Origin of the sequence: Thalassobaculum sp., assembly GCF_040219215.1 — a bacterium.
Taxonomy (GTDB): Bacteria; Pseudomonadota; Alphaproteobacteria; order Thalassobaculales; family Thalassobaculaceae; genus Thalassobaculum_A.
Genome location: NZ_JAVJSX010000019.1, coordinates 60345 through 86034, shown reverse-complemented (window position 1 = coordinate 86034; position 25690 = coordinate 60345). Strand labels below are relative to the sequence as shown.

25 protein-coding genes and 1 pseudogene are annotated in these 25690 nt (G+C 67.2%); 17 read left to right on the top strand and 9 right to left on the bottom strand.

The features are described from left to right. Window positions 1-13: 13 nt before the first annotated feature. Entirely contained in the window at window positions 14-724 is a 711-nt protein-coding gene (locus RIC54_RS14555) for an ArsR/SmtB family transcription factor (protein WP_350084910.1), read from the bottom strand. A 184-nt stretch (window positions 725-908) separates the two neighbouring features. On the opposite strand from RIC54_RS14555, the gene RIC54_RS14550 reads away from it, so the two are divergent. The 3 genes and pseudogenes from RIC54_RS14550 (at window position 909) to RIC54_RS14540 (ending at window position 3472) form a co-directional block, all read left to right on the top strand. Next, entirely contained in the window at window positions 909-2222 is a 1314-nt protein-coding gene (locus RIC54_RS14550; protein WP_350084909.1) for an MFS transporter, read from the top strand. 161 nt (window positions 2223-2383) lie between these two features. Further along, window positions 2384-2602, top strand: a pseudogene (locus RIC54_RS14545) (calcium-binding protein); the annotation flags it as partial. A gap of 45 nt (window positions 2603-2647) precedes the next feature. Then, a complete protein-coding gene (locus RIC54_RS14540) occupies window positions 2648-3472 on the top strand; it encodes a calcium-binding protein (protein WP_350151138.1) in 825 nt (274 codons plus the stop codon). A gap of 16 nt (window positions 3473-3488) precedes the next feature. Here RIC54_RS14540 and RIC54_RS14535 read toward each other — a convergent pair whose 3' ends face one another. Continuing rightward, complete coding sequence (locus RIC54_RS14535) at window positions 3489-4106, bottom strand: flavin reductase family protein (RefSeq protein WP_350084907.1); 618 nt, start codon at window positions 4104-4106, stop codon at window positions 3489-3491. A 116-nt stretch (window positions 4107-4222) separates the two neighbouring features. Between RIC54_RS14535 and RIC54_RS14530 the strand changes: the two genes are divergently transcribed. Next, window positions 4223-5119, top strand: coding sequence for an AEC family transporter (locus RIC54_RS14530; RefSeq protein WP_350084906.1), 897 nt, complete (start codon window positions 4223-4225; stop codon window positions 5117-5119). Window positions 5120-5129: 10 nt separating this feature from the next. On the opposite strand, the gene RIC54_RS14525 is transcribed toward RIC54_RS14530, so the two are convergent. After that, a complete protein-coding gene (locus RIC54_RS14525) occupies window positions 5130-6419 on the bottom strand; it encodes an MFS transporter (protein ID WP_350084905.1) in 1290 nt (429 codons plus the stop codon). Window positions 6420-6629: 210 nt separating this feature from the next. Between RIC54_RS14525 and RIC54_RS14520 the strand changes: the two genes are divergently transcribed. After that, window positions 6630-8606, top strand: coding sequence for a hypothetical protein (locus RIC54_RS14520; protein ID WP_350084904.1), 1977 nt, complete (start codon window positions 6630-6632; stop codon window positions 8604-8606). 13 nt (window positions 8607-8619) lie between these two features. Here the strand turns inward: RIC54_RS14520 and RIC54_RS14515 are convergent, their stop codons facing one another. Continuing rightward, window positions 8620-9771 (bottom strand): CobW family GTP-binding protein, encoded by a 1152-nt coding sequence (locus RIC54_RS14515; protein WP_350084903.1) that lies wholly within the window; start codon window positions 9769-9771, stop codon window positions 8620-8622. Further along, window positions 9768-10313 (bottom strand): transcriptional repressor, encoded by a 546-nt coding sequence (locus RIC54_RS14510; RefSeq protein ID WP_350084902.1) that lies wholly within the window; start codon window positions 10311-10313, stop codon window positions 9768-9770. The genes RIC54_RS14515 and RIC54_RS14510 overlap by 4 nt, the downstream gene beginning before the upstream one ends. 146 nt (window positions 10314-10459) lie before the next feature. On the opposite strand from RIC54_RS14510, the gene RIC54_RS14505 reads away from it, so the two are divergent. From RIC54_RS14505 to RIC54_RS14495, 3 genes are read left to right on the top strand one after another with little or no spacing between them, the layout of a single operon-like run. Then, on the top strand, window positions 10460-11590 hold the full coding sequence (locus tag RIC54_RS14505; protein WP_350084901.1) for a M14 family metallopeptidase: 1131 nt from the start codon (window positions 10460-10462) through the stop codon (window positions 11588-11590). Beyond that, a complete protein-coding gene (locus tag RIC54_RS14500; protein ID WP_350084900.1) occupies window positions 11587-11943 on the top strand; it encodes a Spx/MgsR family RNA polymerase-binding regulatory protein in 357 nt (118 codons plus the stop codon). The genes RIC54_RS14505 and RIC54_RS14500 overlap by 4 nt, the downstream gene beginning before the upstream one ends. Further along, window positions 11940-13058 (top strand): NAD(P)/FAD-dependent oxidoreductase, encoded by a 1119-nt coding sequence (locus RIC54_RS14495; RefSeq protein ID WP_350084899.1) that lies wholly within the window; start codon window positions 11940-11942, stop codon window positions 13056-13058. Before RIC54_RS14500 ends, RIC54_RS14495 begins: the two co-directional genes overlap by 4 nt. A gap of 15 nt (window positions 13059-13073) precedes the next feature. Here RIC54_RS14495 and RIC54_RS14490 read toward each other — a convergent pair whose 3' ends face one another. Together RIC54_RS14490 and RIC54_RS14485 are read right to left on the bottom strand one after the other, a co-directional pair. After that, window positions 13074-13403, bottom strand: a complete 330-nt coding sequence (locus RIC54_RS14490) for a putative quinol monooxygenase (protein ID WP_350084898.1) — start codon at window positions 13401-13403, stop codon at window positions 13074-13076. Window positions 13404-13492: 89 nt separating this feature from the next. Continuing rightward, a complete protein-coding gene (locus tag RIC54_RS14485) occupies window positions 13493-14179 on the bottom strand; it encodes a B3/B4 domain-containing protein (protein ID WP_350084897.1) in 687 nt (228 codons plus the stop codon). A 72-nt stretch (window positions 14180-14251) separates the two neighbouring features. Between RIC54_RS14485 and RIC54_RS14480 the strand changes: the two genes are divergently transcribed. The 4 genes from RIC54_RS14480 (at window position 14252) to RIC54_RS14465 (ending at window position 17478) form a co-directional block, all read left to right on the top strand. Beyond that, window positions 14252-14839 (top strand): helix-turn-helix domain-containing protein, encoded by a 588-nt coding sequence (locus RIC54_RS14480; RefSeq protein WP_350084896.1) that lies wholly within the window; start codon window positions 14252-14254, stop codon window positions 14837-14839. Then, on the top strand, window positions 14836-15150 hold the full coding sequence (locus RIC54_RS14475; protein ID WP_350084895.1) for a (2Fe-2S)-binding protein: 315 nt from the start codon (window positions 14836-14838) through the stop codon (window positions 15148-15150). Before RIC54_RS14480 ends, RIC54_RS14475 begins: the two co-directional genes overlap by 4 nt. Further along, a complete protein-coding gene (locus tag RIC54_RS14470; RefSeq protein ID WP_350084894.1) occupies window positions 15147-16553 on the top strand; it encodes an FAD/NAD(P)-dependent oxidoreductase in 1407 nt (468 codons plus the stop codon). Before RIC54_RS14475 ends, RIC54_RS14470 begins: the two co-directional genes overlap by 4 nt. 112 nt (window positions 16554-16665) lie before the next feature. Further along, window positions 16666-17478: a DUF1194 domain-containing protein gene (locus RIC54_RS14465; protein ID WP_350084893.1), complete on the top strand. Its 813-nt coding sequence runs from the start codon at window positions 16666-16668 to the stop codon at window positions 17476-17478. Window positions 17479-17499: 21 nt separating this feature from the next. Here the strand turns inward: RIC54_RS14465 and RIC54_RS14460 are convergent, their stop codons facing one another. Beyond that, a complete protein-coding gene (locus RIC54_RS14460) occupies window positions 17500-19218 on the bottom strand; it encodes a dihydrofolate reductase family protein (RefSeq protein WP_350084892.1) in 1719 nt (572 codons plus the stop codon). Window positions 19219-19396: 178 nt separating this feature from the next. On the opposite strand from RIC54_RS14460, the gene RIC54_RS14455 reads away from it, so the two are divergent. From RIC54_RS14455 to RIC54_RS14445, 3 genes are all read left to right on the top strand, one after another. Continuing rightward, window positions 19397-20353, top strand: coding sequence for a DUF6635 family protein (locus tag RIC54_RS14455; protein ID WP_350084891.1), 957 nt, complete (start codon window positions 19397-19399; stop codon window positions 20351-20353). Window positions 20354-20425: 72 nt separating this feature from the next. Then, a complete protein-coding gene (locus tag RIC54_RS14450; protein ID WP_350084890.1) occupies window positions 20426-21439 on the top strand; it encodes an isopenicillin N synthase family dioxygenase in 1014 nt (337 codons plus the stop codon). After that, the gene (locus RIC54_RS14445; RefSeq protein ID WP_350084889.1) at window positions 21436-22677 is read left to right on the top strand and encodes a cytochrome P450; all 1242 of its coding nucleotides are present in this window, start codon (window positions 21436-21438) and stop codon (window positions 22675-22677) included. Before RIC54_RS14450 ends, RIC54_RS14445 begins: the two co-directional genes overlap by 4 nt. On the opposite strand, the gene RIC54_RS14440 is transcribed toward RIC54_RS14445, so the two are convergent. Beyond that, window positions 22652-23539, bottom strand: a complete 888-nt coding sequence (locus RIC54_RS14440) for a DMT family transporter (RefSeq protein WP_350084888.1) — start codon at window positions 23537-23539, stop codon at window positions 22652-22654. The two genes, RIC54_RS14445 and RIC54_RS14440, sit on opposite strands and share 26 nt — an antisense overlap. Window positions 23540-23722: 183 nt before the next feature. Between RIC54_RS14440 and RIC54_RS14435 the strand changes: the two genes are divergently transcribed. Both RIC54_RS14435 and sufB read left to right on the top strand, forming a co-directional pair. Continuing rightward, window positions 23723-24193, top strand: a complete 471-nt coding sequence (locus RIC54_RS14435) for an SUF system Fe-S cluster assembly regulator (protein ID WP_350084887.1) — start codon at window positions 23723-23725, stop codon at window positions 24191-24193. A 29-nt stretch (window positions 24194-24222) separates the two neighbouring features. Continuing rightward, on the top strand, window positions 24223-25680 hold the full coding sequence (sufB, locus tag RIC54_RS14430) for a Fe-S cluster assembly protein SufB (protein WP_350084886.1): 1458 nt from the start codon (window positions 24223-24225) through the stop codon (window positions 25678-25680). Window positions 25681-25690 lie beyond the last annotated feature (10 nt).

Genomic DNA, 25690 nt, shown 5'->3' with positions numbered 1-25690 from the left:
TGCAATCCAGCGGTTATGGCAACGTGATTCCGAAACTCGAGCGCAGGGCCTGCTGACCTCTCGGGGTGATGGATACCGCCCGCGTGCCGTCGACCCGCCGGATCCAATTGTGCTCGAAGGCGTGGGTGCACAGCGCGGCACCGATCCTGCCGGCGAGATGCGGCCGCCGCTCGCTCCAATCCAGGCATGGTCGGCACAGGACGCGCGCTGATCTGCGACCGCCTCGATCCGTCGGGCGGTCGAGGTCGATCCCCAGGCTGGAGAACAGCTTGACCCCGCTTTCGGTGATCGCCCCGACATCGCCATCCAGTTCTGCATGGCCGGCGTCGACCAGCGCGTCGGCGAGGGCCACGCCGAGTTGACCGGCGAGGTGGTCGTAGCAGGTTCGCGCGGTTCTGAGAGCTGCGTCGCGGGGACCGGTCGCGACCCGCTTGCGCTGCGGCTGCAAGGTCGAGGCAACCTGCATGATGCTCTCGACCATCTGTGCGATCGTCGGCGCGGCCAGCCGGTGATAGCGGTGGCGCCCCTGCTTTTCGACGGCGAGCAGCCCTGCCGTGGTCATCCGATTGAGATGGCCGCTGGCGGTCTGCGGGGTGATGCCGGCAACCGAGGCCAACTCCGTGGCGGTCAGCGCGCGCCCATCCATCAGGGCGTTCAGCATCGCTGCGCGGGCCGGATCACCGGCGAGGGTTGCGATTTCCGCGAACATGGCGGTGCTCACCATCGATCGTCTCCCTTCAGCCGGGCATCGGTTCGGTTGCCAGCCAGTATCGCCGTTCGCGGCCTGGGATGGTTCGGCCGTGACCGTACCATCGAGGACCGTCCCCACGCGATACGTCGGCGTCCGCGCCGCTCGGAGAACGCTCCGGCGGTGCACAGGCGCAAGACGGCGATTCAGGGAGACGGATATGACCGACAGGCCGAGCAGGCAATCGTTCTACGGGTGGCGCGTGGTCGCGGCCACTTTCGTGCTGGCGATGTTCGGTTGGGGCTTCGGCTTCTATGGCCCGCCGATCTTCCTGCACGCCGTCCGGCAGATGCACGACTGGCCGCTGGCGGTGGTGTCCGGTGCGGTGACGGTGCATTTTCTGTTCGGCGCCGCCGTGGTCGCCAACCTGCCGCGGCTGTACCGGCGGTTCGGCGTGCCGAGGGTGACCAAGGCCGGTGCCATGGCACTTGCTGTCGGCCTGATTGGCTGGGCCAACGCAGAGGCGCCATGGCAGCTGTTTGCCGCAACGCTGTTCAGCGGGGCCGGGTGGGTCGCCATGGGGGCTGCCGCGGTGAACGCGATCATCTCGCCCTGGTTCGTGCGCGCCCGGCCGGCGGCTTTGGCCAGCGCCTACAACGGTGCCAGCATCGGCGGCGTGGTGTTCTCGCCGCTGCTGGTGCTGGCGATCACCGAGTTCGGCTTCCCGACGGCCGCCAGCGTGTTCGGTGCCGTCATGGTGGTGGTGATCTGCGTGTTGGCGGACCGGGTGTTCTCCTCCTCACCGGAGAGCATGGGGCAATCCCCGGATGGCGATGCCGCGGATACCCCAGCACGGTCGGTGACGATGCCCGATGCACGGCCGCTTGCCGGTCGGCAACTCTGGGGTGACCGGAGGTTCCTGACCCTCGCCGCCGGGATGGCCCTGGGCCTGTTTGCCCAGGCCGGATTGTTGGCCCATCTGTTCTCGCTGCTGGTACCGGCGCTCGGCGCGCAGAACGCCGGACTGGCCATGGGCTTGGCGACGGCATCGGCGATCGGCGGTCGCACGCTGGTCGGCTGGTTGATGCCGGTCGGCGCCGACCGGCGGCTGGTGGCGTGCGCCAGCTATGGGGTGCAGATCGCCGGATCGGCCACGTTGATTGCAGCGGCCGGGACCAGCGTTCCGTTGCTGCTGCTCGGCGTCGTGCTGTTTGGAGCCGGCATCGGCAACGCCACGTCGCTGCCGCCGCTGATCGCCCAGGTCGAGTTCGTGAAGGACGATGTCGCCCGCGTCGTTGCCCTGGTCGTGGCGATCGGCCAAGCGACCTATGCCTTCGCGCCAGTGACGTTCGGACTGGTGCAGACGGCATCCAAAGGGTCGGCTGACGCGATGGATGGCTCGGCGCCGATGCTGTTCATCACCGCCGCGGCAATTCAGGCCCTGGCAGTTGCCGCGTTCCTGTTCGGCCGGGTGCGCGTCGCCGATGAACCCGGGTTGCCGGCAGTCCGTCGATGCCGTTGCGGCGGAAGGTGAACTCAGTGCCGGCGATCGTTGTCGTAAGGCAGCCGGTATCGTGCTTCGTTCCGGATCCGCTGGCAGAAGAGAAACGCTAGAGGTCGGAACCGTAGGTTTGCACGGATGTTGTCGTGCGGGAGAGGGGACACCGTTCGAACTGCATTCAACGGAGACCCGACATGTCCGACCCAAATTCCGAGTCAATCACTGGCACCATCCTGGCAGACGTAATCGTTGCGGCTCAGGGTTCCGACACCGTCTCAAGCTTTGAGGGTGACGATCTTGTCTATGGCAACCAAGGTGCGGACTTCATCGACCTGGGCTCCGGGAACGACACCGGATACGGCGGTCAGGCCAAGGATACTCTTCTGGGCGGTGACGGCGACGATGTCCTGTTCGGAAACAACGGAACGGATGTCCTGTCCGGTGGCGGCGGGAACGACGTGATTTTTGGCGGCAACGGTGCCGACGAGATCGCCGGCGGCGACGGTCATGATGCGCTGAGCGGCGGCAATGGTCCGGATACGTACTGGTTCGATGGTGATGACGGGATCGACACCATAACGGGCTTCCAGGTCGGCAACGACGTCATCGGGCAGACGGACGATAGCGGACTGTCTATCAGCGCCGACGTGGATGGGACGGCGCTTCTGCTGATCGGCAATTCCGTCGTTCGACTGGTGGGGATCGCTGCGGGGGACGTCACGGTTGCTGACCTGACCGGCGCGGAGATGATCGGCGGGTCCGATGGCAGTGACACGCTGAGCGGTGGTGCCGGCGGCGATACAATCCTCGGCGGTGGCGGTGACGACATCCTCTACGGCAATGCGAGCAACGACCTGATGGCGGCAGAGGGCGGGAACGATACCCTGTTCGGAGGTCAGGGGAACGACACGGTCTCGGGTGGCGACGGGAACGACCTTGTGCTTGGGAACAAGGGCAATGACCACGTTTTCGGTAATGCCGGCGACGACACTCTGTTCGGCGGTACCGGCAACGACACCTTGTTCGGTGGCACCGGTGACGATTTCTTGGTGACGGATGATGGATTCGATTACATCGTCATCGAGGCCAATGGCGGCCATGACATCGTTGCCGACTTTGCAGCGGGCGTGGACCGCCTCATCCTTGCTGATGGCTTCACGACCGCTAACGTCACAGTGGAGACCTCGAGCGAGGGAGATGCCCTCCTGAGACTGTCCGCTGACCACACGGTTCGGCTCGTCGGTGTTCCCCCGTCCGACGTGAACGACGGCTTCTTCATTTAGCGGCGCCGGTCTCGGCTCAGTCCGGCCGGAACATCTGGTACACCTCGGTCACCGTCGAATAGTCGAAGTAGCCGAGGCGGGAGACCGGACGGTAGCGGGTCACGTCGATCAGCCCGTTCTCGACGATCTCCGGATTGACGTGGACGCCGATCACCTCGCCGAAGATGGCGTAGTTGCCGGCCGGTTCGTTCCAGGCCGGTAGCTTGACGGTCTGCAGGTAGCGGCATTCCAGCGCCACCGGGGCGGCGGCCACGCGCAGCGGCTTGACCAGCTTGGACGGCGCGCCCTCCAGTTCCGCGAAGCTCATCTCGTCCTCACCATGCGGCAGGTGGGCCGAGGTCTTGTTCATCTGCTCCTTGAGCGCTTCGGAGACGATGTTGCAGACGAACTCGCCGGTCGCCTCGACGTTGCGCTGGCTGTCCTTCGGCGTGCCGTCGGGGTGGGTGCCGGTTCCGAACACCACCACCGGCGGCAGGAACGCCATCGCGTTGAAGAAGCTGTAGGGCGCCAGATTGCTGCGGCCTTCGGCGTCGACGGTCGAGATCCAGCCGATCGGCCGGGGCGACACCACCGCCTTGAACGGATCGTGGCTGAAGCCCTGCTCCTTGTGGCGGCCCGGCTGGTAGAAGATCATGCGAATCACTCCCGCTCGCGCTAAGACGGGCGCAGATGTGCCGCACTCGGGCCGTCGGCGCAACGGCGGTGGATGGAAACGGTGCGGTGCCGCACTATGGCTGGCGGGGAAATCGCGTGATCGCTCTGGATCTGCTGGGCATCGTCATTCCGGTGTTCGTCTGTGCCATCATAGGCTTCGTCTGGGCGAAGCTGGGCAAGGCGTTCGACAGCGAGACGATCACCGGACTGACCGTGCAGATCGGCACGCCGTGTCTGGTGTTCGATACGCTGACCCGGCTCGATCTCAGTCTGCAGGATTTCGGAACCATGGCGCTGGCCACCGCCGTCGCGGTCGGCGGATTTGGCGCGCTGGCGCTGGCTTGGCTTCACCTGAGCGGCATGGACCGCCGGACGTTCCTGCCGGCACTGATGTTCCCGAACTCCGGCAACATCGGGCTGCCGACCTGCCTGTTTGCGTTCGGTGACCGCGGCCTGGCGCTCGCCGTGTCGTTCTTCGCAATGATGATCATGCTGCAGTTCACGGTCGGCATCGGGATCGCCTCCGGCCGTGTGTCGTGGCGAACGATCGTCACCGCGCCGGTGCTGTACGCGGTCGCCGCTGCCATCCCGGTCATGGCCTTCGACCTGACGATCCCTCCTGTGGCGGGCAAGACCCTGCACCTGCTGGCCGGGTTCACGATTCCGGTGATGCTGATCGCGCTTGGCGTATCGCTGGCCAAGCTGGAGATCCGCTCGCTTGGTGACGGCCTGGCAGTAGCCCTGGCCCGGCTGCTTATCGGTTTCGGGATCGGCACGGCGGTGGCCTGGGCGTTCGACCTGCCGCCCGTGGCGGCCGGGGTGCTGATCCTGCAGTCGTCGATGCCGATCGCGGTGTTCAGCTATCTGTTCGCGCTTCGCTACGGCCGTCGGCCGGAGGCGGTGGCCGGCGCGGTGCTGCAGTCGACCATTCTCGGCTTCATCAGCCTGCCGATCGTGATCTACCTGGTCCGCTTCGCCGGCCTGCCGTTCTGAACCCGATGGGTCAGGTTCGATCGTTCCGGGCCACTACTGCCGCTGTCAGGACCGGTGCCGCCTGGTCGGGCTGGTCGGACGGCATCTCCGGCTGACGGGCCAGGCGAACCGCCGGGGATGCCAGGATCACCAGCGCCTGCAGCCCGAACCCGCCGACCGCGACCAGCAGGCAGGCCTCGGCGCCCCACAGCGACCCGACCAGCGCTCCGAGCGCGGCGCCGAGCGGGCGGGAGCCCTGTGCCAGGACGCTGAACGACGACACCCGGCCGAGCAGCCCCTGGGGCGTCACCGCCTGGCGCAGGGTTGTGGTGCTGATCACCCACAGGATCGGGCCGACGCCCAACAGGAACAGGCTGAGGGCCGCCAGCAGCGGCGTCGGCATCCAGATCGTCGCGGCCAGGACGACCGACGCGCTCAATCCGACCACCGGGCCGATGGCGATGACGGTGCCGAATGGCAGGCGACGCAGGATTGCCGGCGCCAGAAGCGCGCCGATCACCATGCCGGTGCCGTATAGCGACAGCACCAACCCGATGCCGGACGCGTCCAGGCCGAGATGCCGCACGGCGTAGGGCACGAACACCGCCATGATCACGAAGAACGCCGTGTTGAAGATGAACTGGGTGATCAGCACCGGACGCAGCAGCGCGTGGCGGGCGACGAACGAGGCGCCCTCGGCAATGTCCTGCATCGGCCGCCGGCGCTGGATGGCGGCTCGCGCCGGCTCGCGCAGACCGATCAGCAGCATCACCGCGAGGATCGACAGGCCGGTGGCCGCGGCAAAGGCGGCGCTGCCGCCCGTCCATCCCACCAGCGCGCCACCGACCGCCGGTCCGCCCATGAAGGCCAGCGTTCGCGCCAGTTCGATGCGGGAGTTGGCCGCCCCCAGAAGCGCTTGCGGCACCAGGGCCGGAACCAGGGAGGGTGCCGCCACGCTGTAGGCCACGGTCCCGCAGGCGGCGATGAAGCCGAGGAGGGCGAGCAGCGACCAGCTGAGCAGCCCTGTGTGCACCAAGGCGAGTATGCCGAACAGGGCCGCCGCCCGCACCGCTTCGGCGGCAACCATCAGGCGTTTGCGCGACATCCGGTCGGCCAGCACCCCGGCCGGGATCGCCAGCAGCAGGAACGGCAGGGTCAGGGCGGTCTGCAGCAGACCGGTCTCGCCCTCCCCGGCGCCGAGCGCGAGGACGGCGACCAGCGGGGCCGCCGCCAGCGCGATCTGCTCGGCGGACTGGGCGGCCAGGTTGGACCAGGCGAGGCGGTTGAATGATGCGGGCAGCCGGGTGGTTTCGGTTGGCATGGCGGACCTGTCGTTCAGGGTGTCGGACGCCGGGAAACTAGGCCCTCCCGCCCGGCTCCGCGCTCCGGTGCTTGCGGTCCAATTGCGATTGGTGAAGGGGCACAATTTCCGCCCCGTTTGGTTACAGGCCGTACCGGCAACCGCCGATCCCACCGGCGTGTTCCTGATCCGTGCGCACTGCCGCGTGGCAGCGGACAGCGGGAGGGTCGGATGCAGGAACCGGGTGATGCCGAACAAGGCGCGCGGGCCGTTTCGAGCAGGGCGATTCGCGTGCTGGCCGATGTCGTGCTGCTGAACCGGGCCGTGTACGGCGGCGCCAACGAACTGGCGGACCGCTTCCTCTATGCCTACGCGCCGGCTGTCGACCCCAGCGATGCCGGGATCCGCCGGGACCTCAACGCCTATGACCGCTACGACGCCTATCTCGAACCGGTGGGATTGCGAACGCTGTCATCGGCGGAACTGGGTTTTCGGCCAGCGGACGTCTCGGCGTCGGACGACCTGTTGCCGGGCGATGGCAACGGCCTGGATCGCAACTACAGCTACGCCGGCGATCTGTGGCGCAATCACATCCAGCATGTCGACGGCACCGTTGAAGTGCCGTTCCCCGATGCCGCTGCGGTGGCCCTGACGGCGCTTCGCGAGACGGAGGCCGGAAAGACCCTGCATCTGGTGTTCCGCGGCACCGACGCCGATCTCGGCAAGGACGGCGAGGCCGGAACCGGTCCGGGGCAGGTGCGGTACTACGAGCAATTGAAGCCGCTGATCGATCAGGTGTTGGACTACGTGTCCAACCCGGCGAACGGCATCACCGAAGTGGTGGTGTCGGGGCACAGCCTGGGCGGGGCGATGGTCGACCTGTTCGCGCTGTACGACAGCAAGGCCTTCGCGGCACTTCAGGGCGTCGATCTGCAGATGATCGCGTTGGCGTCGGCCGGCATCGATCCGGCGACGCTGGCGCTGCGGCCGGGTTTCGACCCGTCGCTGGTCCGGATCGACGCCGATGGCGTGATCCGGCTGGTGGCACCCGACGGCTACACCCAGGTCGATCATGCCGGCGACATCGTGCGCAACCCGGACCGCTACGATCCAGGCGAACACGCTGCCAAGGATCCGGACGCCGGGCAGGTGTCCTTCACCACCGCCGCCACGTCGTCCCTGCGCGAGCACTTGCATTTCATGGAGGGTCGGATCGAGATCGAAGCGCCGTCCGTCGACCAGTACGCCCTGTCGGCCGGGTTCGAGACCAACTTCCTCGCCCAGCACTACGCCAGTTTCTACGAGCTGAACGCGACCGCGGTCGCCGATGCGCTGGAGACCGCCGGCGTTCGGTTCGTTGGGTTCGAACGGGTGATCGCTTTGAACGGCACCAACGCTGCGATCGCGGACGTGTCCGGGAGCAACAACGTCAACGGCTGGAACCTGCCGGTCGATGACGCCGCCGACTATTCGCACGAAACCGGCGCGCTGCTGGTCGTCGCGCACGATGGGGACGACACGGTGGTGGCCGGGTTGGGCGACGATCTGATTGCCGGCGGTGACGGCAACGATGCGCTCGACGGCGGGCGCGGCCGGGACACGCTGCTCGGCGGGTCTGGCAATGACCTGCTCGTCGGTGGATCCGGCAACGGCGGAGGCATCACTCCGAGCGGAGACTCCGCGATAGCGGTCGGTGTCGGCCTTGACGCCGACAGGCCGGGCACCGGTCTCACGGTCGGCATTGGTGCCGACGTCTCGACCGGGACTGGGTCCGGTGTCGGCAGTGCGGGCGACGACGACGTGCTCTACGGCAACCAGGGGGCCGATACGCTGTCCGGCGGTGCCGGTGACGACGTTCTCTTCGGCGGCCAGGGAAACGACCGGCTTGACGGCGGTGCCGGCAACGACATCCTGCTCGGCGGTGTCGGCGATGACCGTCTCGTCGGCGGTGAGGGCATCGACCTGTTCGTCATCGATTCCGGCGGCGGCCTCGACACGGTTGCCGACCTGAAGTTGCAGGATGGCGACCGCATTGCCCTGCGCATCGACATCAACGGCACGGGGATCGCGTCATTCGACGACCTGATGGACCGGGCGACCGACACCGATGACGGCGACGTGGCGATCGACCTCGGCCTCGCGGGCCTGCTGCGCATCGCCAACGTCTCGACCGCACAGCTCAGCGGAGACTATTTCCTATTCTACTGAGTACCTTGCGCGGTTACGCGAACTCCAGCGCCAGGTAGGAATTCAGGATCCGTTCCACCGCGTCCTTCTCCAGGTCACGGGCGATGATCACGAGCTTGGAGCGCCGGTCGTCGTCCGGCCAGGCGTCGAGCTTGGCAGGCGGGTGGAACAGATGCTGGACGGCGTGCACCACCACCGGCTTCTCGACCTCCTGGACGTTCAGGATGCCCTTCATGCGCAGCAGGTTCAGGCCGTGGGACTGCACCAGCATGTCGAGCGCCGGGGCGATGGCGTTCCAGGCGAACGGCTTGTCGAACGTCAGGCAGAATGCCCGGATGTGATCGTCGTGCCGGTTGACGTCGTGGTGATGATGGCCGTGGCCATGCTCGTCGTGTCCATGCCCGTCATGCCCATGGTGGTGGTCATGCCCGTGAGAATGGTCGTGACTATGATCGTGTTCGCCGGGGCGGTTGTAGACGTGGCCCTCGGTATCCCGGTAGGCCTCTTCCTTCAGCCAGCGCTGCACGTCGGACGACTTGGTCATCGGGTTGTACAGCCCGGCGTCGAACAGGGCCGCCGGCTCGATCGCGCCGCTGATCGCCTGAAGCACCGGGGCGGCCGGGTTGATGGCCTGCAGGCGGCTCTCCAGGGCGGTCACGGCGGCGGGTTCGGCGAGGTCGGTCTTGCTCAGCACGATCCGGTCGGCGACGGCCACCTGCTTGACGCTCTCGAACTGCTGGTCGAGCTGCCAGGGCGCATTCACCGCGTCAACCACCGCGATCACCCCGTCGAGGGTGAAGCGGGTCACCAGGAAGCCATCGGACATCATGGTGTGCAGGATCGGCGCCGGGTCGGCGAGGCCGGTGGTCTCGATCACGATCCGATCGAACGGTGCGATCTCGCCCTTGGACTTGCGCTTGTATAGCGACTTCAAGGTGTCCAGCAGGTCGCCGCGCACGGTGCAGCACAGGCAGCCGGATGCCAGCAGGACGGTATCCTCGTCGATCTTCTCGATCAGGGCGTGGTCCAACCCGATCTCGCCGAACTCGTTCACGATTACCGCCACCCGATCCATTGCCGGGTGCGCCAACAGCGCTTTCAGCAGCGTGGTCTTCCCGCTGCCGAGGAACCCGGTAAGGATCGACACCGGCAGGCGGTCGAGCGGCGAGGGGGCGGTGTCGGTCATGCGTGGTCTCCGGCGTGGGAATGGGTCGTGCCGGCGCGTGCGCCCGGCTTGCGGCAACCGGGGCAACGGCCGGCCACCTCGATCGTAATGCGGCGGATGTCGAAGTCGAGGTCGCGGGCCCGGGCCTTCAGGTTGGCGTCGAGCGCTCCACCCTCCAGTTCGTGGGCGGTGCCGCAGCCTTCGCAGATCAGGAAATAGCCGCGGTGCGGATGCTCCGGCTGGGCGCAGCCGACGAAGGCGTTGCGGCTTTCGATGCGATGGACAAGCCCCTGTTCCATCAGGAAGTCGATTGCCCGGTACACGGTCGGCGGTGCCACCCGGCCGGCTTCGCCATCGGCCTCGCGGGCTCGCGACAGCTTGTCGATCAGCTCGTAGGCGCCGATCGGGGCGTGGCTCTCCCAGATCAGGGTGAGGACCCGGCGGCGCAGCTCGGTCAGCCGCGTGCCGCGCTGGCTGCACACGATGTCGGCAGCGGACAGCGCGTCCGCCACGCAGTGGGCGTGGTCGTGCTCATGTCCGGTAAAGCGTTCGGCGTCGGCCACGGGCCTCTCCGTCGGATGATCACCCCGTATATCAGACTCCGCCCGGCCCGTGCCAACCCGGCGGCGGTTCGGTCGCATGGCCGCACTGGCTTTTCAGCCGACTGCCGAGCGATTACCGTCTGCGCTCCGTCGCCTGAGGAGCCGTCGTGATCCATATCTCCAGCCAGTTCGATTCCGGCAACATCGAGGTGGTCGCCGCCGACCGCGCCGACGCCATCCGTTTGCGCATCGTCAAGGATGGCGCCGCCGATTTCTTCCAGTGGTTCCATTTCCGGGTGTCCGGCGCCAAGGGCGTGCCGCTGACCCTGGCGATCGAGAACGCCGGGGCGGCCAGCTATCCGAAGGGTTGGGAGGACTACCGCGCCGTCGCCTCGACCGATCGCCAGCACTGGGGCCGGGTGGAGACCGGCTACGACGGGACCACGCTGACCATTCGCCACACGCCCGACGCCGACGCGGTCTGGTTCGCGTATTTCGCACCGTACTCGCTGGATCGGCACGAGGATCTGATGGCGCGCGCCCAAGCCCGTGGCGTCGCCAGAGCCGAGCGGCTGGGCGCGACGCTCGACGGTCGGGACATCGACCTGTTGACCTTCGGATCCGGGCCGAAGCCGCTGTGGGTGATCGCCCGCCAGCATCCCGGAGAGTCGATGTGCGGCTGGTTCATGGAGGGGCTGGTCGACCGGCTGCTCGATCCGTACGACCCGGTATCCCGCGCGCTGATGGCGCAGGCGACCGTTCACGTGGTTCCGAACATGAACCCCGACGGCGTGTTCCGAGGCCATCTGCGCACCAACGCCAGCGGTGCCAACCTGAACCGCGAATGGCGCGAGCCGAGTCTGGAGCGCAGCCCAGAGGTGTTCCACGTGGTGCAGCGCATGCAGGCCACCGGCGTCGCGATGTGCCTGGACGCCCACGGCGACGAGGCGTTACCGTACAACTTCATCGCCGGTTACGAGGGCGTGCCCGATGTCACCGAAGCGCATCTGGCACCGCTGGCGCGCTACAAGAGCGAGTTGGCGCGCCTGACTCCGGACTTCCAGATCGAGCATGGCTATCCGAAGCCTGCGCCGGGGCAGGGCAACCTGACGACCTCGACCGGCCATATCGCCAACACCTTCCGGTGCGCCGCGATGACCCTGGAGATGCCGTTCAAGGACACGGCCAACAACCCGATGCCGGAGGTCGGCTGGTCGCCGCAGCGCAGCGCCTTGCTGGCCGGCCATTGCCTAGAGGCGATGCTGGTGATGATCGACGATTGGGAGGCAGGCCTGTGATTACCGTCTGGGGCTTGAAGAACTGCGACACCTGCAAGAAAGCGCGCACCTGGCTGGACGGCCGGTCCACCGCACACAGCTTCAAGGACGTCCGCGCCGACGGCCTGTCGCCCGGTGACATCCAGGCCTGGCTCGACGCAGTCGGCGCTGACGTTCTGGTCAACCGGCGCGGCACCACCTGGCGAGGACTTGACGACGCAGCCAAGGCGAAGGCCGACGACCCGACGACGGTGGTCGAACTGCTGGCCGCCAATCCGGCGCTGATCAAGCGGCCGGTGTTCGTGGCCGGCGACGGCACCACGGTGGTCGGCTTCGGCAAGGCCGAGCAGGCCAAGGTGGAGGGACTGAAGTGACCGGTCCCGCCGATGTCGTGGTGATCGGCGGCGGGCTGGTCGGCGCCGCCGTCGCCTGGGGGCTGGGCCGTGCCGGGGCCAAGGTCGTGGTGCTGGACGAAGGCGATGACGCGATCCGGGCGTCGCGCGGCAACTTCGGGCTGGTCTGGGTCCAGGGCAAGGGCGACGGCATGCCGGAATACGCGGCCTGGACCCGCAACAGCGCTACGCGGTGGCCGGAACTGGCCGCCGCCGTTGCCGAGGAGGAGGGCGTCGACGTCGGACTGCGTCAGCCCGGTGGGTTGGAGCCGTTCCTCGACCAGGCGGAGATGGATGCCGGGGAACTGGAGATCCGGCGAATGCACAACCAACCGGGGGTCGGCGCCAACGACGCCCGGATCATCGATGCCGGCGAGGCGCGTGCGCTCGAGCCGCTGCTTGGACCCGAGGTGGTAGGGGCGACGTTCTGCCCGCATGACGGCCACGTGAACCCGCTGTACCTGCTGAGGGGCCTGCATGCCGGGCTGGCACGGCACCGGGTCGACTACCGGCTTAACCACCGGGTCGAGCGGATCGAGCGGGCGGGCACCGGGTACAACGTGGTGACCGAACGCGGGATGGTTTACGGCGGCAAGGTCGTGCTGGCCGCCGGCCTGGGCAACGGCCGGCTCGGGCCGATGGTCGGTCTCGACGTACCGACGGCGCCGGACCGCGGGCACATCCTGGTGACCGAACGACTGGGGCCGGTTCTCTCGCATCCGATGACCCGGCTGCGCCAGACCGAGGAGGGCACCGTGATGATCGGCGCCAGCTCCGACCATGTCGGCTACGACACCTCGCTGGATTTCTCGACGGTCGCCCGGCTGGCGGCGCGGGCCCGCCGGGTGCTGCCGGCGATCGGCGGGGCGCGCATCGTGCGCAGCTGGTCGGCCCTGCGTATCATGTCGCCCGACGGCTTCCCGATCTACGCCGAGTCCGAGACCTGCCCCGGCGCCTATGTGGTGACCTGCCACAGCGGTGTGACCCTGGCGGCGGCCCACGCCCTTGACCTTGCCCCGATGCTGCTGCGCGACGGCTTCAACGAAACGTTCGCGGCATTCTCGCCGGATCGGTTCAGGGCCACGGCAGCGGCGTAATCGGCCGGGCGCGGCTCACGCGAAGTCGCCGCGTATCGGCTTCCACACCTGGATCTGCCGGTCCTTGGCCAGAAGATCCGGCAGCCGCTCCCAGTACGCGGCGCGGTAGCCGCGGTGCATCTGGACCTGGGTTACGTCGTCCAGGTCGGCCCAGGTCTCGTACAGCATGAAGCGTGACGGATCCTCGGGATCGCGGTGCAGGGCGGCGTTGATGAAGGTCGGTTCCTGCCGCATGGCGTCGAGCACCGGGGTGAGCAGAGCCCGGAACTCCTCCTCGCAGCCGGACTTCAGGTGCAACGTCAGGATGAAGGTGACGTTGTCGGCGGTGTAGGCGCGCTCGGTCATCGGATCATCGCTCGGCGTTCGTTGATGATGGCCCGAGGATGCCGACAGCAGGTGTCCCGCGAAATTACGCAGTGGATAATGACGGACGCTCAATCGAGCGTGGTCACGTCCGCGCGCAGGTCCGGCGCCAAGCGGCGCAGATAGGCGACCAGGCTTTGGGCTGCCTCCTCCACCGCCTCCATCGGCATCGGATCCAGGCGCTCGAACACGAACCACATGTCGCGGCTATCCTCGGTCAGGCGGGTGCGCGGGCCCTGGCGCCAGTTCCAGCGCCGGCAGGTGACGCCGGAGTCGTCGCGCCACACCACCTCGCCCGGGTCGGCGGTTTCGATCACCGGCTCACCGTTGGCCGAGGTCTCGAACGGCTCGGTGCCGTCGGCGACGATCAGGCGCGGCGACCCGGCGTAGGCTTGCAGGTCCTCACCGCCGACCGGGATGGCGTAGCGCAGGCTCAGGGCGTTGTAGACGTCGACCACCGCGTTGATGGCGGGCAATGCACCCTGCTTCATCGCCCGTTTGCGCAGGGCCTCGGCCGAGCATGGCGTGCGGTTTGGCTTGGCGCCGAACGCCCGATAGGCCTCGGCCCAGGACGCCAGATGGGCGTCGGCCCAGGCGGGACCGTCGCCGATGCGCTCGATCGCGTCGCGCAGCATCGCCGTCGCTTGCGGTTCCTCGACGCAGTTCACGGCGCCGAACACCCGCACGCTGACCGCACGGAAGTCCGGGCGGAGCGCGCGCACGGCGGGAGAGACGGACGGCTTGAAGTTAGGCGTCATGTCGTTTCTTTAACCGGTCGTTTCGGTATAATATCCATATCGAAACTACCGAGTGTGTCAACGGAATGACCGATGGCGATCACTGAACCCGCCGCGATGACCACCGTGATCGCCCGCAACGTCGCGTTGCTGCGGCACGGCCAGCGGCTCTCCTACGAGCAGCTTGCCCGGCGCGCAGCGGTCAGCAAGGGCGTCGTGGTGCAGATCGAGCAGGCCCGCTCCAACCCGAACATTGCGACCTTGTGCCGGCTGGCCTCGGCGCTGGGGGTCGCGGTGGTCGACCTGCTGGCCGAGGATTCCGGTGCCGGCGTGCGGCTGGTGCGCGCCGACGAGGTGCCGGTGCTGTGGAGTGGGCCCAATGGCGGCACCGCGCGCCTGCTTGCTGGAACCCGCGGTCCGGACATGCTGGAGCTGTGGGAGTGGGTGCTGCACGATGGGGAGCGCTACGATGGCGCAGCCCACGCGTCGGGCACCCGCGAGATCGTGCATGTGGTCGAAGGCATGTTGGCGATCGAGGTCGAAGGCCGGCGGTTCGATCTCGACGCCGGTGACGGAATGACCTTTGCCGGAGACCGTCGGCACGCCTACCTTGCGGTCTCGGACCTCGTCCGCTTCACCATGGCCGTTCACGAACCTCCCTCCACCTGGACCTCCGCATGATGCGCTTCGCCCGACTGCCCAATCCCGGCCGATCGCGCCGGATCGTGTTCCTGTTCGAGGGGGAGCCGGTCGAGGCCCAAGAGGGCGACACGATCGCCACCGCCTTACTGGCGGCGGGCGCCGGTGCCACCCGCACCACTGCGGTCAGTGGTTCGGCACGCGGCGCCTATTGCATGATGGGTGTGTGCTTCGAATGCTTGGTGGAGATCGACGGCACTCCCAACCGACAGGGCTGTCTGGTCGCCGTGACCGAGGGCATGTCGGTGCGCCGTCAAGCGGGGCCGGCGGTGATCGTGGAGGACGCGCCATGAGCGCGGTCCGCGACCTGGTCATCATCGGCGCGGGGCCGGCGGGATTGGCCGCGGCCGCCGAGGCGCGCGACCATGAGCTCGATGCCGTGATGCTGGACGAGCAGCCGGAGCCCGGCGGCCAGATCTACCGCTCGGTCGCTCGGGTGGCGGAGCGTCGGCCGGCCGATCTGGGATTCCTCGGCGCCGACTACGCCCACGGCGCCTCGCTGGTGGACGCTGCCAGCGGGATCGACCGCCGCCAGGGCGCCACGGTCTGGCAGATCGGCCCGACCGCGAATGACGGCACGCGCGAGGTGATCTGGTCGCGGGATGGACGGGCGCAGCGTGTATCGGGCCGTACCGTGCTGATCGCGACCGGCGCCATGGAGCGACCGGTGCCGATACCCGGCTGGACCCTGCCGGGGGTGACCACCGTCGGTGCCGTCCAGGTGTCGCTCAAGCAGGCGGCGATCTATCCGGCGGGACGGCTGGTGATCGCCGGCTCCGGCCCGCTGCCGCTGCTGCTGGCCGAGCAGTTGCGCGCGGCGCGCATCCCGGTGGCGGCGATCATCGACACCACGCCGCCGGGTCGGCTGACCGCGGCGATGGCCCATGTGCCGATGGCAGCGCTTGGAGCACCCGACACGCTGTGCAAAGGCCTGGCGCTTTTGCGCGCGCGCGACCGCTCAGGCGTACCGGTGTGGCGGGATGCCTTCGGGCTGCGGGCCGAGGCGGGTCCGGACGGCGCGGTAGCGGCGGTACGGTTCCGCTCGGCATCGGGTGAGGAGGAGCGGATCGAGGCCGATGTGCTGGCCCTGCACGAAGGCGTGGTGCCGAACCCGCAACTGACCCGGCTGGTCGGTGCCGAGCACCGCTGGCACGCGGTGCAGCGCTGCTTCCACCCGGTGACCGATCCTTGGGGGGAGACCACGGTGGCTGGCGTGTTCGTCGCCGGCGATGGCGGCGGCATCCTCGGCGCACGGGCTGCTGAAGGGTCTGGGCGGCTGGCGGCGCTGGCGGTGGCCCGCCGGCTGGGGCGGTTGAACGAAAGCGCCCAGGAGTTCCAGGCGGCCCGCTGGCAGATGCGTCGGCTCGGCGATCGGGCGTTGCGGCGGCTGCTTGACGCGCTATACCCGGCACCGGACTGGATCGCGGCGCCGGATGACGATGCGGTGGTCTGCCGCTGCGAGGAGATCACCGCCGCCCAACTTCGTGCGGTCGCCGGTCACACTGCCGGCCCGAACCAGGCCAAGGCCTATCTGCGGTGCGGCATGGGGCCGTGCCAGGGTCGGCTGTGCGGGTTGACCGTGACCGAGATGATCGCGCGGGCCCAGGGCACGACGCCGGCACAGACCGGCTACTACCGGATCCGCGCGCCGATCAAGCCGGTGACCGTCGACGAGTTGGCCTCACTGAGCGAATAGACCGCGGCGTGAGCCACTGGTGCCGGCTATGACCGTCTCAATTGCGTGGCCCGCGACGGTCGGCTGACCGTCGATCCCCCTGGACAGTGCTGTGGTTGAGGCGTGCAATGCCATGGCCATGCGCTGGATCCTCGGCACGTTGATGTTGCTGATCGGCTTGGCGACCGCGCGCGATGCGGTCGCCGAAGCGGACCTTGCGGTCGATCTGGAGCTTGTGCTGGCGGTCGACGTGTCGGGGTTGATCGATCCTGCGGAGGCGCTGCTGCAGCGGCAGGGCCATATTCAGGCGCTGACCAGTCCCGAAGTGATCCGGGCGGCCACGAGCGGCCCGATCGGCAGGATCGCCGTCAGCTATATGGAGTGGGCCGGCGCCGGCCATGTTCGGCTGGTCGCGGGCTGGCATCTGATCGATGGATTGCCGGCAGCGCGGACATTGGCCGCGCGGCTTGCCTCGGCCGACATCGTCTCGGGGCAACGCACGTCGATCAGTGCGGCGGTGATGTTCGCCTTGCCGCTGTTTCGTGACAACGGATACGCCGGGACCCGCAGGGTCATCGATATTTCCGGCGACGGGCCGAACAACAACGGACTGCCTGTGCTGGCCGGGCGCGATGCGGCGAATGTCGCCGGGGTGACGTTGAACGGCTTGGCGATCCTGAACGACCGGCCGGGTCCGCTCGGCTTTCCGGTTCTGCGGGACCTGGATGTGTACTACGAGGCATGCGTCATAACCGGACCAGGGGCCTTCGTGCTGGCGGCCCAGGGGTTCGAGGATTTCGGAGCGGCGATCCGGCGCAAGCTGGTACTGGAGATTGCCCAGATCTCGCCGTCGCGGCCTCCAATCCGGCGAGTCATTGGGTACGATTGCCTGATCGGGGAACGGCAGCTTCGCGACTGGTTGACCAGGTATCCGTCGTCGCCCTGAGGCGCGGTGCGACGCGGTTCGCTACTGCATGAACCCGCATCGGAACAACTGGACATGGAAGTCGCGCAGGACGCGCTCTTTTTCGGCGGCCGGAACGTCGGCCACCAGTTCGGTCTCGAAGCTCGGGCGGCGCAGGTGCTTGACGATGATCTTACGGGCGAGTTGCGAGGCCTTGCCCTCCGGCAGCATTTCCGGCGTGCACATCGACAGCAGCATGAACGCCCGGACATGCAGCGGGCGGTTCGGGTCGTCGACCTTCTCCAAAATGTGGTCGTCGACGATGTAGTGGGCGAGCAACTCATCCAGCCGATTGCTGATCCGCGCCTTGAAGCCTTCCTCCAGGCTGGACTGTTGCACCTTGTAGTAGACGGTGGTGATGGTCTCCATCTTCTTGTTCGGCGGACGGTTGTCCTTGACGATCTGCTTGACCGACGCCGGCTGGACGAAGAGCCCCTCAAGGTGCTGGCTGATCTCCTCCCCGATCGAACCAGCCAGCTTGCTTTCCGACAACGCCAGCAGGTACGACGCCTTGCGGACCGGGTCGGCCAGCGTCGGCAGCATCGTGCCGGTCGCCTCCTTCAGGCCGGCCAACCCACCCTTGTTGAGGATGCGCGACTGGCGATGGGTCAGGGCCTCGGCGATCGACCCGCCGCCGAACAGCACGTCGCTCGGCATGAGCTTTTCGATCAGTTGGCTGAAGGCCTCAGCCTCCTGTCCGGGCTCACCTTTCGCCAGCGGACTCTTCGCCTCGAGTTGACGGCGGACCCGGTCGACCAGCATGGCCTTGCTGTCCGGCAGTGCGTCGAGCCCGAGCATCGCATTCAGACGGCCGGCCATCGCTTCCGGTGAGTCTTCGGGGCGTCCTTCGCTTTCAGTTTCGAGCCGTCCCTGCGCCAGATCGATCAGCGAGCCGAGGGCGGCTCCGAGGTTCGCCTGCGGTCCCAGCAGGTCCTGCAGGAGTTCCGCGTTGGCCATGACGTCGGAGATGTAGGTGTCGACCAGCGTGCGCGCCCGGTCGTCCTCGGTCGGTTCCGCCCAGTCCATTGTCATGGCGAGCTTGCCGAAGAACGATCGCTGCTGGACCAGTTCGCGCGCGGCGACTACCCGCAGCAGGAAATCGCACTGCGCCGGATCGACCGACGCCACCACTTTCGCGACCGCGCCTTCGAACCCGTCGACCCGGATGGTCGGCAGCTTGCGCTCCGACGCGGCGCGCGCGCGGGCGGTGATCTCGTTCAGGAAGCCGTCCAACGCGTCACGCCGCGCCGGCATGTCTACATCGTCGCGCCCTTTGGCCTGGAGGGTGGCGACCTTGGCCACGCCGGAGGTCATCAGCGTGTCGGCGTCAATCAGCCGACGCAACTCGCGAAAGTCGTGCATGACTTCGCTGGCCGTCACTCCGTTCTTATCGAGATAGGCGCGAAACAGCCGGTTGATGGTCTGCCGCCCGCTGCCGACGTACAATTCGTCGACGTGTTCGCAGTACGGCGCCTCGTCAATATCATTGACGAAGATCTTGCCGCTGCCGCCCGCCTGACGGGTCAGTTCCAGCAGGACATTTTCGCGCGTCGTGCTGCCCTGCGCGATCTCGCGGATCACCCGCACACCGGTAACGCCGGGCTTGTTGAGCGCCTTGCGCGCGAACGATTCCGCGTCGGCCTGGCTCGCTGCCGTCGTCTCGATCTGCCAGCGGTCCTCGCGACAGGCGTGGACCTCGAAACTTTCCTGCTTGCCGAACATTCTGTCCCCTCCGCACGTCTGCGCGGATCTCCGAAGCAAACTTTATTCCATTTTTAGCCGCTGGGCAAAGCAACCCGGGGTGTTGGGGCTTTTCTTCAGGGGGTTGCGTCGCTATCTGACACCAATGCATTCGCTCCCTGATCTTGCACCCCCACCGTCGCTCCCGATGGATCTTGCGATGGCGAGGAGAGTGGTCGATGCATCGATCGACCGTTGGGTCGCCGGGCGGCGTGAGGCCATTCTGCCGTTCATCGACCGGCATTTCACCTTTCGCGGCACGGCGCGCCTGCACCGCCATGCGTTCGGCTGGGACGTTCTGCGTGCGCCTGCAAACATTGCGCTGGTTCCCCCGCAACTCGGCCTGCACGCCGGAGGCGTGGTGGCGTCGCGGCTGGGCGCACGGCGGCTGGGTCACTGGCTTGCATCGCGGCGGCTCTTGCTGCGCACCGATGTCGACGCCGAGATCGAATGGCTGCTGTGGAGCGAGTTCCTCGAGTTGCCCTATTCCGTCGGAAATCGGGTGTCGGTCAGGGATTCACTCGCCGAGTGCATGCTCGGCGACCCGTCGCTGACGGCCGCTCTTGCTGAGCCGCTGGCCGAGATTGCGCGGCATGCCGGCGATCCGGAGATCCGCAAACGGATCGAGGAGACCGTCGCGGCCTACACCGGCGCGCGTGCCGCTGCTGCCGACGTGACCGGTGCGCTGATCAACGCCGGCGCCGGCTACCTCGCAGCCCAGCAGTTCACGCCGAGCGTGTGGACTCTCGGCCCGGTCCTGGCCGCCGCCATCGCGCAGAAGGCGGCGGTCACGGGGTTTCCACTGGGCGCTACCCTGGGCAGCGCCTGGTACGGCCTGTTTCCCGCGGTTGTTGGACCATGGGCGGTGGTCTCGACGACCGTTGGACTGGCGGCCATCGGCGCCGTCGTCTCGGCCTTCGCTGGACTGGTCGCCGATCCGACCCAAAGGGCGCTGGGCATCCATCGTCGCCGCCTCGACCGGATGCTGCGGACCATCGAGACCAATCTTCGCGGCAACGGGCCCGCGGCCTTCGCGCCGCGCGACCACTATGCCGCCCGGCTGATCGAAGTGGTCGACATGATCCGGGCGGCCCACCGCGTCGTGCAGGGCGGCTGAACGACCGATCTGTGGCTTGACGGCTGGAGCAGCGTCCCGCTCAATCGCCGGGTTCAGTGACGGGAGGGTCTAATGGCGATCACCACTGTGGCCGACGGTCTGGTCGGACGAGCGGTTGCCTTCCAGGAAATCCCGATTGTTGATGTCGGCGCGCTCGTCGATGGGAGTGATCCTCAAAGGGTCGCCAAGGCTCTCGGTCATGCCGCCGCCACGGTCGGCTTCGTCTATGTCCGCAATCACGGCGTTCCGGCCGAGCTCCGCGCCGCGATGATGGCGGAGGCGGAGCGGTTCTTTGCGCAGCCGCTTGAGACCAAGAACGCCTTGCACATCCGGAACTCCAAGATCCATCGGGGCTATTTCTCGCTGTTCGAGGAGAACACCGACCCCGGTCTGACCGCCGACCTCAAGGAGGGCCTCGACATCGGGCGGGAACTTGGGCCGGACGATCCGGAGGTTCGCCGTGGCCTTCCGCTGCACGGCCCGAACCAGTGGCCGACCGATCTTCCGGGATTCCGGACGACCACCGATGCGTACTTCGCTGCGATGCGATCGCTGGCCGAGACGCTGATGCGCGGCTTCGCGTTGGCGCTTGATCTGACGCCCGATTTCTTTGCCGACAAGATCGACCAACCCTGCGCCTCGCTGCGCCTGCTGCACTACCCGCCGCAGGAAGGGCAGATCGAGGCCCAGACCATGGGCTGTGGCGCCCACACCGATTACGGCTGCCTGACGATCCTGGCGCAGGATGCCAACGGCGGCCTGCAGGTCCGCAATTCGGCGGGCGAATGGATCGCGGCGCCGCCGGTGCCTGACACCTTCGTCATCAATCTCGGCGATCAGATGGCTCGCTGGACCAACGGACGGTTCCAGGCGACCCCGCACCGGGTGATCAACACCTCGGGGCGGGAGCGGTACTCGATGCCGTTCTTCTTTGATCCGAACTGGGACGCTTTGATCGAAGCGCTGCCGGGCACGGTGCCCTCCGGGGAGGCTCCGAAGTTCGCGCCTGTCCTGGCTGGGCCGTATCTGCAGTCGCGGTTTGACGACACCTTCGCTTACCGTAAGACCGAAGCTGCCAAGGCATGACTGCGGCGGCAGGCCGTCCGGCGGACCCGCGTTCGGTGGCCGCCGCCTTCGACCTGGGCAATCTCGACGCCGGGTTTCTCGACGATCCGTACCCAACCTACCGCGCGTTGCGCGAGCACGCACCGGTGCACCGGATGGCCGACGGCTCGTTCTTCCTGTCGCGCTACGCCGACTGCCTGGAGGTCTACCGCGACCGCCGTTTCCTGTCCGACAAGACCCGAGAGTTCGGCCCGAAATACGGCATCGATACCCCGCTGTACCGGCACCACACCACCAGTTTGGTTTTCAACGATCCCCCGTTGCACACCCGTGTCCGACGCCTTCTGATGCCGGCGTTCACGCTGCGGGCTCTGGGCGCGCTGCAGCCGAAGCTGGAGGCCCTGGTCGACCGGTTGCTGGACCGGATCGCGGAGGTGCGGGAGTTCGACCTGATCGCCGACCTGGCGGCCGCGGTGCCGGTGCAGGTGATCGGCGACCTGCTGGCGATCCCGATGGACGAGCGCGGGCCGCTGCGCGACTGGTCGCTGGCCATCCTCGGTGCGCTTGAGCCGCGCCTGAGCGACGAGCAGTTGGTCCGCGGCCACCGGGCCGTAAGCGAGTTCACCGCCTATCTCGACCAACTGATCGCGGACCGGCGGCGGGACCTGGCGCTCGACGGCAGTGACGTGTTGTCCACGCTGATCGCCGGGGATGCCACGACGGGGGAGTTGCTGACCCCTGAGGAACTGACCCAGAACTGCATCTTCCTGCTCAACGCAGGGCACGAGACCACGACCAACCTGATCGGCAACGGCGTTGCCGCCCTGCTTGATCATCCCGACCAACTGGCCCGTCTCCGAGCCGACCCGGATTTGATCAACGGCGCCGTTGAGGAATTCCTGCGTTACGAAAGCTCGAATCAGCTCGGCAACCGCCGGGTGGCTGAGCGCCTGGAGTTCGCCGGCCACATCCTGGAAGCCGGTACCTACGTCCACATCGGCATCGGTGCCGCCAACCGCGACCCGACGGTGTTCACGGATCCAGAACGGCTCGACATCGCGCGTTCGCCGAACAAGCACCTTGCCTTCGGCTCCGGATCGCACGCCTGCGCAGGGATGAGCCTTGCGCGGATGGAGGGCCGTGTGGCGATCGGTCGGCTGGTCCAGCGCTTCGCGCGGCTGGAACGGGTCGGTGATCCAATTCGGGGCGGCCGCGTACGGTTCCGCGGATTTCTCAGCTATCCGATGCGGACGGGTTGACCCTCCGCCTGCGGCGGCGCTCGCCCCAGATGCTGACCATGTTTCCGGCGAAGATCAGCCCGCCCCCGGCAAGCACGAACGGGTTGAAGGGTTCGGCGTAGAGCAGCCAGCCGACCACGGCGATGAGCGGCAGTCGGACGAAGTCCATCGGCGCCACCAGGGCGGCGTCGGCGTGCCGCATCGCATGTGACACACACCAGTGCGAGGTCAGGCCGGAAACCCCGATCGCCGCGATCCAGGGCCATGCCTCGGGCGAGGGCGTGACCCAGACGGTCAGCGCCGGGCCGAGGCCGAGCGGCAACTGGATGAGATTCATCCAGAAGATGATCGTCAGCGGGCTCTCGGTCGGCGCCATGGCTCGGGTGAATGCATAGGTCGCCGCATAGCACCAGGCCGCGCCCAGCACGACGAAGGCCGCCAGGTCGATCATGGCCGAGCCAGGACGCAGGATCACCAGGATGCCGGCGAAGCCAAGCGCAATGCCGATTGCCCGCCAGCGCGTGAACGGCTCGCGCAGGAACAGCGCGGCGAATATCGCGGTCCAGATCGGTGTCGTGAACTCGATCGAGAACACCGCCGCGAGCGGCAGCACGCTGATGCCGTAGATCCAGGCGTAGGTGCCGGTGTAGTGCACCGCGCTGCGCGCCAGATGCAGGCGGAAGCGCCCTGTCGCGACCGAGGCGAATCCGGCGCGCCATGCGATCGCCGTCAGCACCGTAACGCAGATGATGCTTCTGAGCGCCATCGCCTGGAACACAGACATCTCGGCCGTCAACTCCCGGCCGGCGAGCGCCATGGTCGTGAAGGATGCGAGGGCGCCCATCATCCAGGCGGCGGAGAGCAGGGGTCGGCTTTCGTTCACCGCATCGTGGAGGTTCGGTTGGAGGGAGGGCGAGGATAGGGAAGCGGGTTGCCCGGTACAATTCCCGAAGTGGCAACTCACGGTTCCTGGACAAACACGACCAATACGGTCCACTTTCATCTTGACCACCCCGGAGGCCGGGACTACCTAATGCGTACCGAACTGGTACAGATTAGGGTGACAATGCTCCGTCTCAATCGCATGACCGACTACGCCATCGTGGTTCTTGGGCAGATGGCCCAGGAAGCCGGACGGGTGCGGACGGCGGCGGCTTTGGCGGAGGCGACTGGCGTGCCGGTGCCGACGGTATCCAAGCTATTGAAGCAGATGGCGGCGGTGTCGCTGATCAGTGCTCATCGCGGTGCCAAGGGTGGCTATGCCCTGGATCGTCCGGCGGCGGCGGTTACCGTCACCGAGATCATTCAGGCGCTGGAAGGGCCGATTGCCCTGACCGCCTGTGTAGACGGCGCCGAGGAGTGCTGCGAAGTCGAGCATTCGTGCCCGATGCGCGGCAACTGGAACCGGGTCAACCGGGCCATCCGATCGGCCTTGGACGGTGTGACACTCGCCGACATGGTCGACCCGGAGGGCATGTTTCCGGTACGAACCCCGGCACCCACGCTGCACCCGACGACAGTCGGGGCCGCCGAGTAGACGAACGACGGATACGGGAGAGAAAACCGATGGCCGCCACCGCGGACACCGTGCGACAGGTCGAGGACGTTACCGGAGGCGCGTACAAGTACGGCTTCGTGACCGACATCGAGGCCGATGTCGCGCCGAAGGGGCTCGACGAGAGCACAATTCGGTTCATCTCCGCCAAGAAGGAAGAGCCGGAATGGCTGCTGGAGTGGCGCCTGAAGGCGTTCGAGCAGTGGAAGCGGATGATCGAGCCGGAGTGGGCCAAGGTCGACTACGAGCGCATCGACTACCAGGACATCCACTACTACTCCGCCCCGAAGCAGAAGGACGGCCCGAAGAGCCTGGACGAGGTCGACCCTGAGTTGCTGGCGACCTACGCCAAGCTCGGCATTCCGCTGAAGGAGCAGGAGCTTCTGGCCGGCGTGGTTGCCGTCGACGCGGTGTTCGACAGCGTGTCGGTCGCCACGACCTACAAGAAGGAGCTTGAGAAGAAGGGCATCGTCTTCTGCTCGATCTCCGAGGCGGTGCGCGAGCACCCGGATCTGGTGAAGCGCTATCTCGGCTCGGTCGTGCCGGTCGCCGACAATTACTTCGCCTGTCTGAACAGCGCGGTCTTCACCGACGGCAGCTTCGTCTACATCCCCAAGGGCGTGCGCTGCCCGATGGAGCTGTCGACGTACTTCCGGATCAACGCGCAGAACACCGGGCAGTTCGAGCGGACCCTGATCATCGCCGACGAGGGCAGTTACGTCAGCTACCTGGAAGGCTGCACGGCGCCGCAACGCGACGAGAACCAGCTGCACGCCGCGGTGGTCGAACTGGTGACCCTGGACGACGCCCAGATCAAGTACTCGACCGTCCAGAACTGGTACCCGGGCGACGAGAACGGCAAGGGCGGCATCTACAACTTCGTGACCAAGCGTGGCGCCTGCCGCGGCAAGCGCTCGAAGATCTCGTGGACCCAGGTCGAGACCGGCTCGGCGATCACTTGGAAGTACCCGAGCTGCATCCTGCAGGGCGATGATTCGGTCGGCGAGTTCTACTCGGTTGCGATCACCAACAACGCCCAGCAGGCCGACACCGGCACCAAGATGATCCATCTGGGCAAGAACACCCGCTCGACGATCATCTCCAAGGGCATCAGCGCCGGCCGCGCCGACAACACCTATCGCGGTCTGGTGCGGATCTCGAAGAAGGCCGAGGGCGCGCGGAATTACACTCAGTGCGACAGCCTGCTGATCGGCGACAAATGCGGCGCCCATACCGTGCCGTACATCGAGAGCAAGAATCCGACGGCGCGGATCGAGCACGAGGCGACCACCTCGAAGATCAGCGAGGATCAGCTGTTCTACTGCCTGTCGCGCGGGCTGTCCGCCGAACAGGCGGTGTCACTGATCGTCAACGGCTTCTGCAAGGAAGTCATGAAGGAACTGCCGATGGAGTTCGCCGTCGAGGCGCAGAAGCTCATCGGCATCAGCCTTGAGGGCAGCGTCGGCTGACGCAACGGCC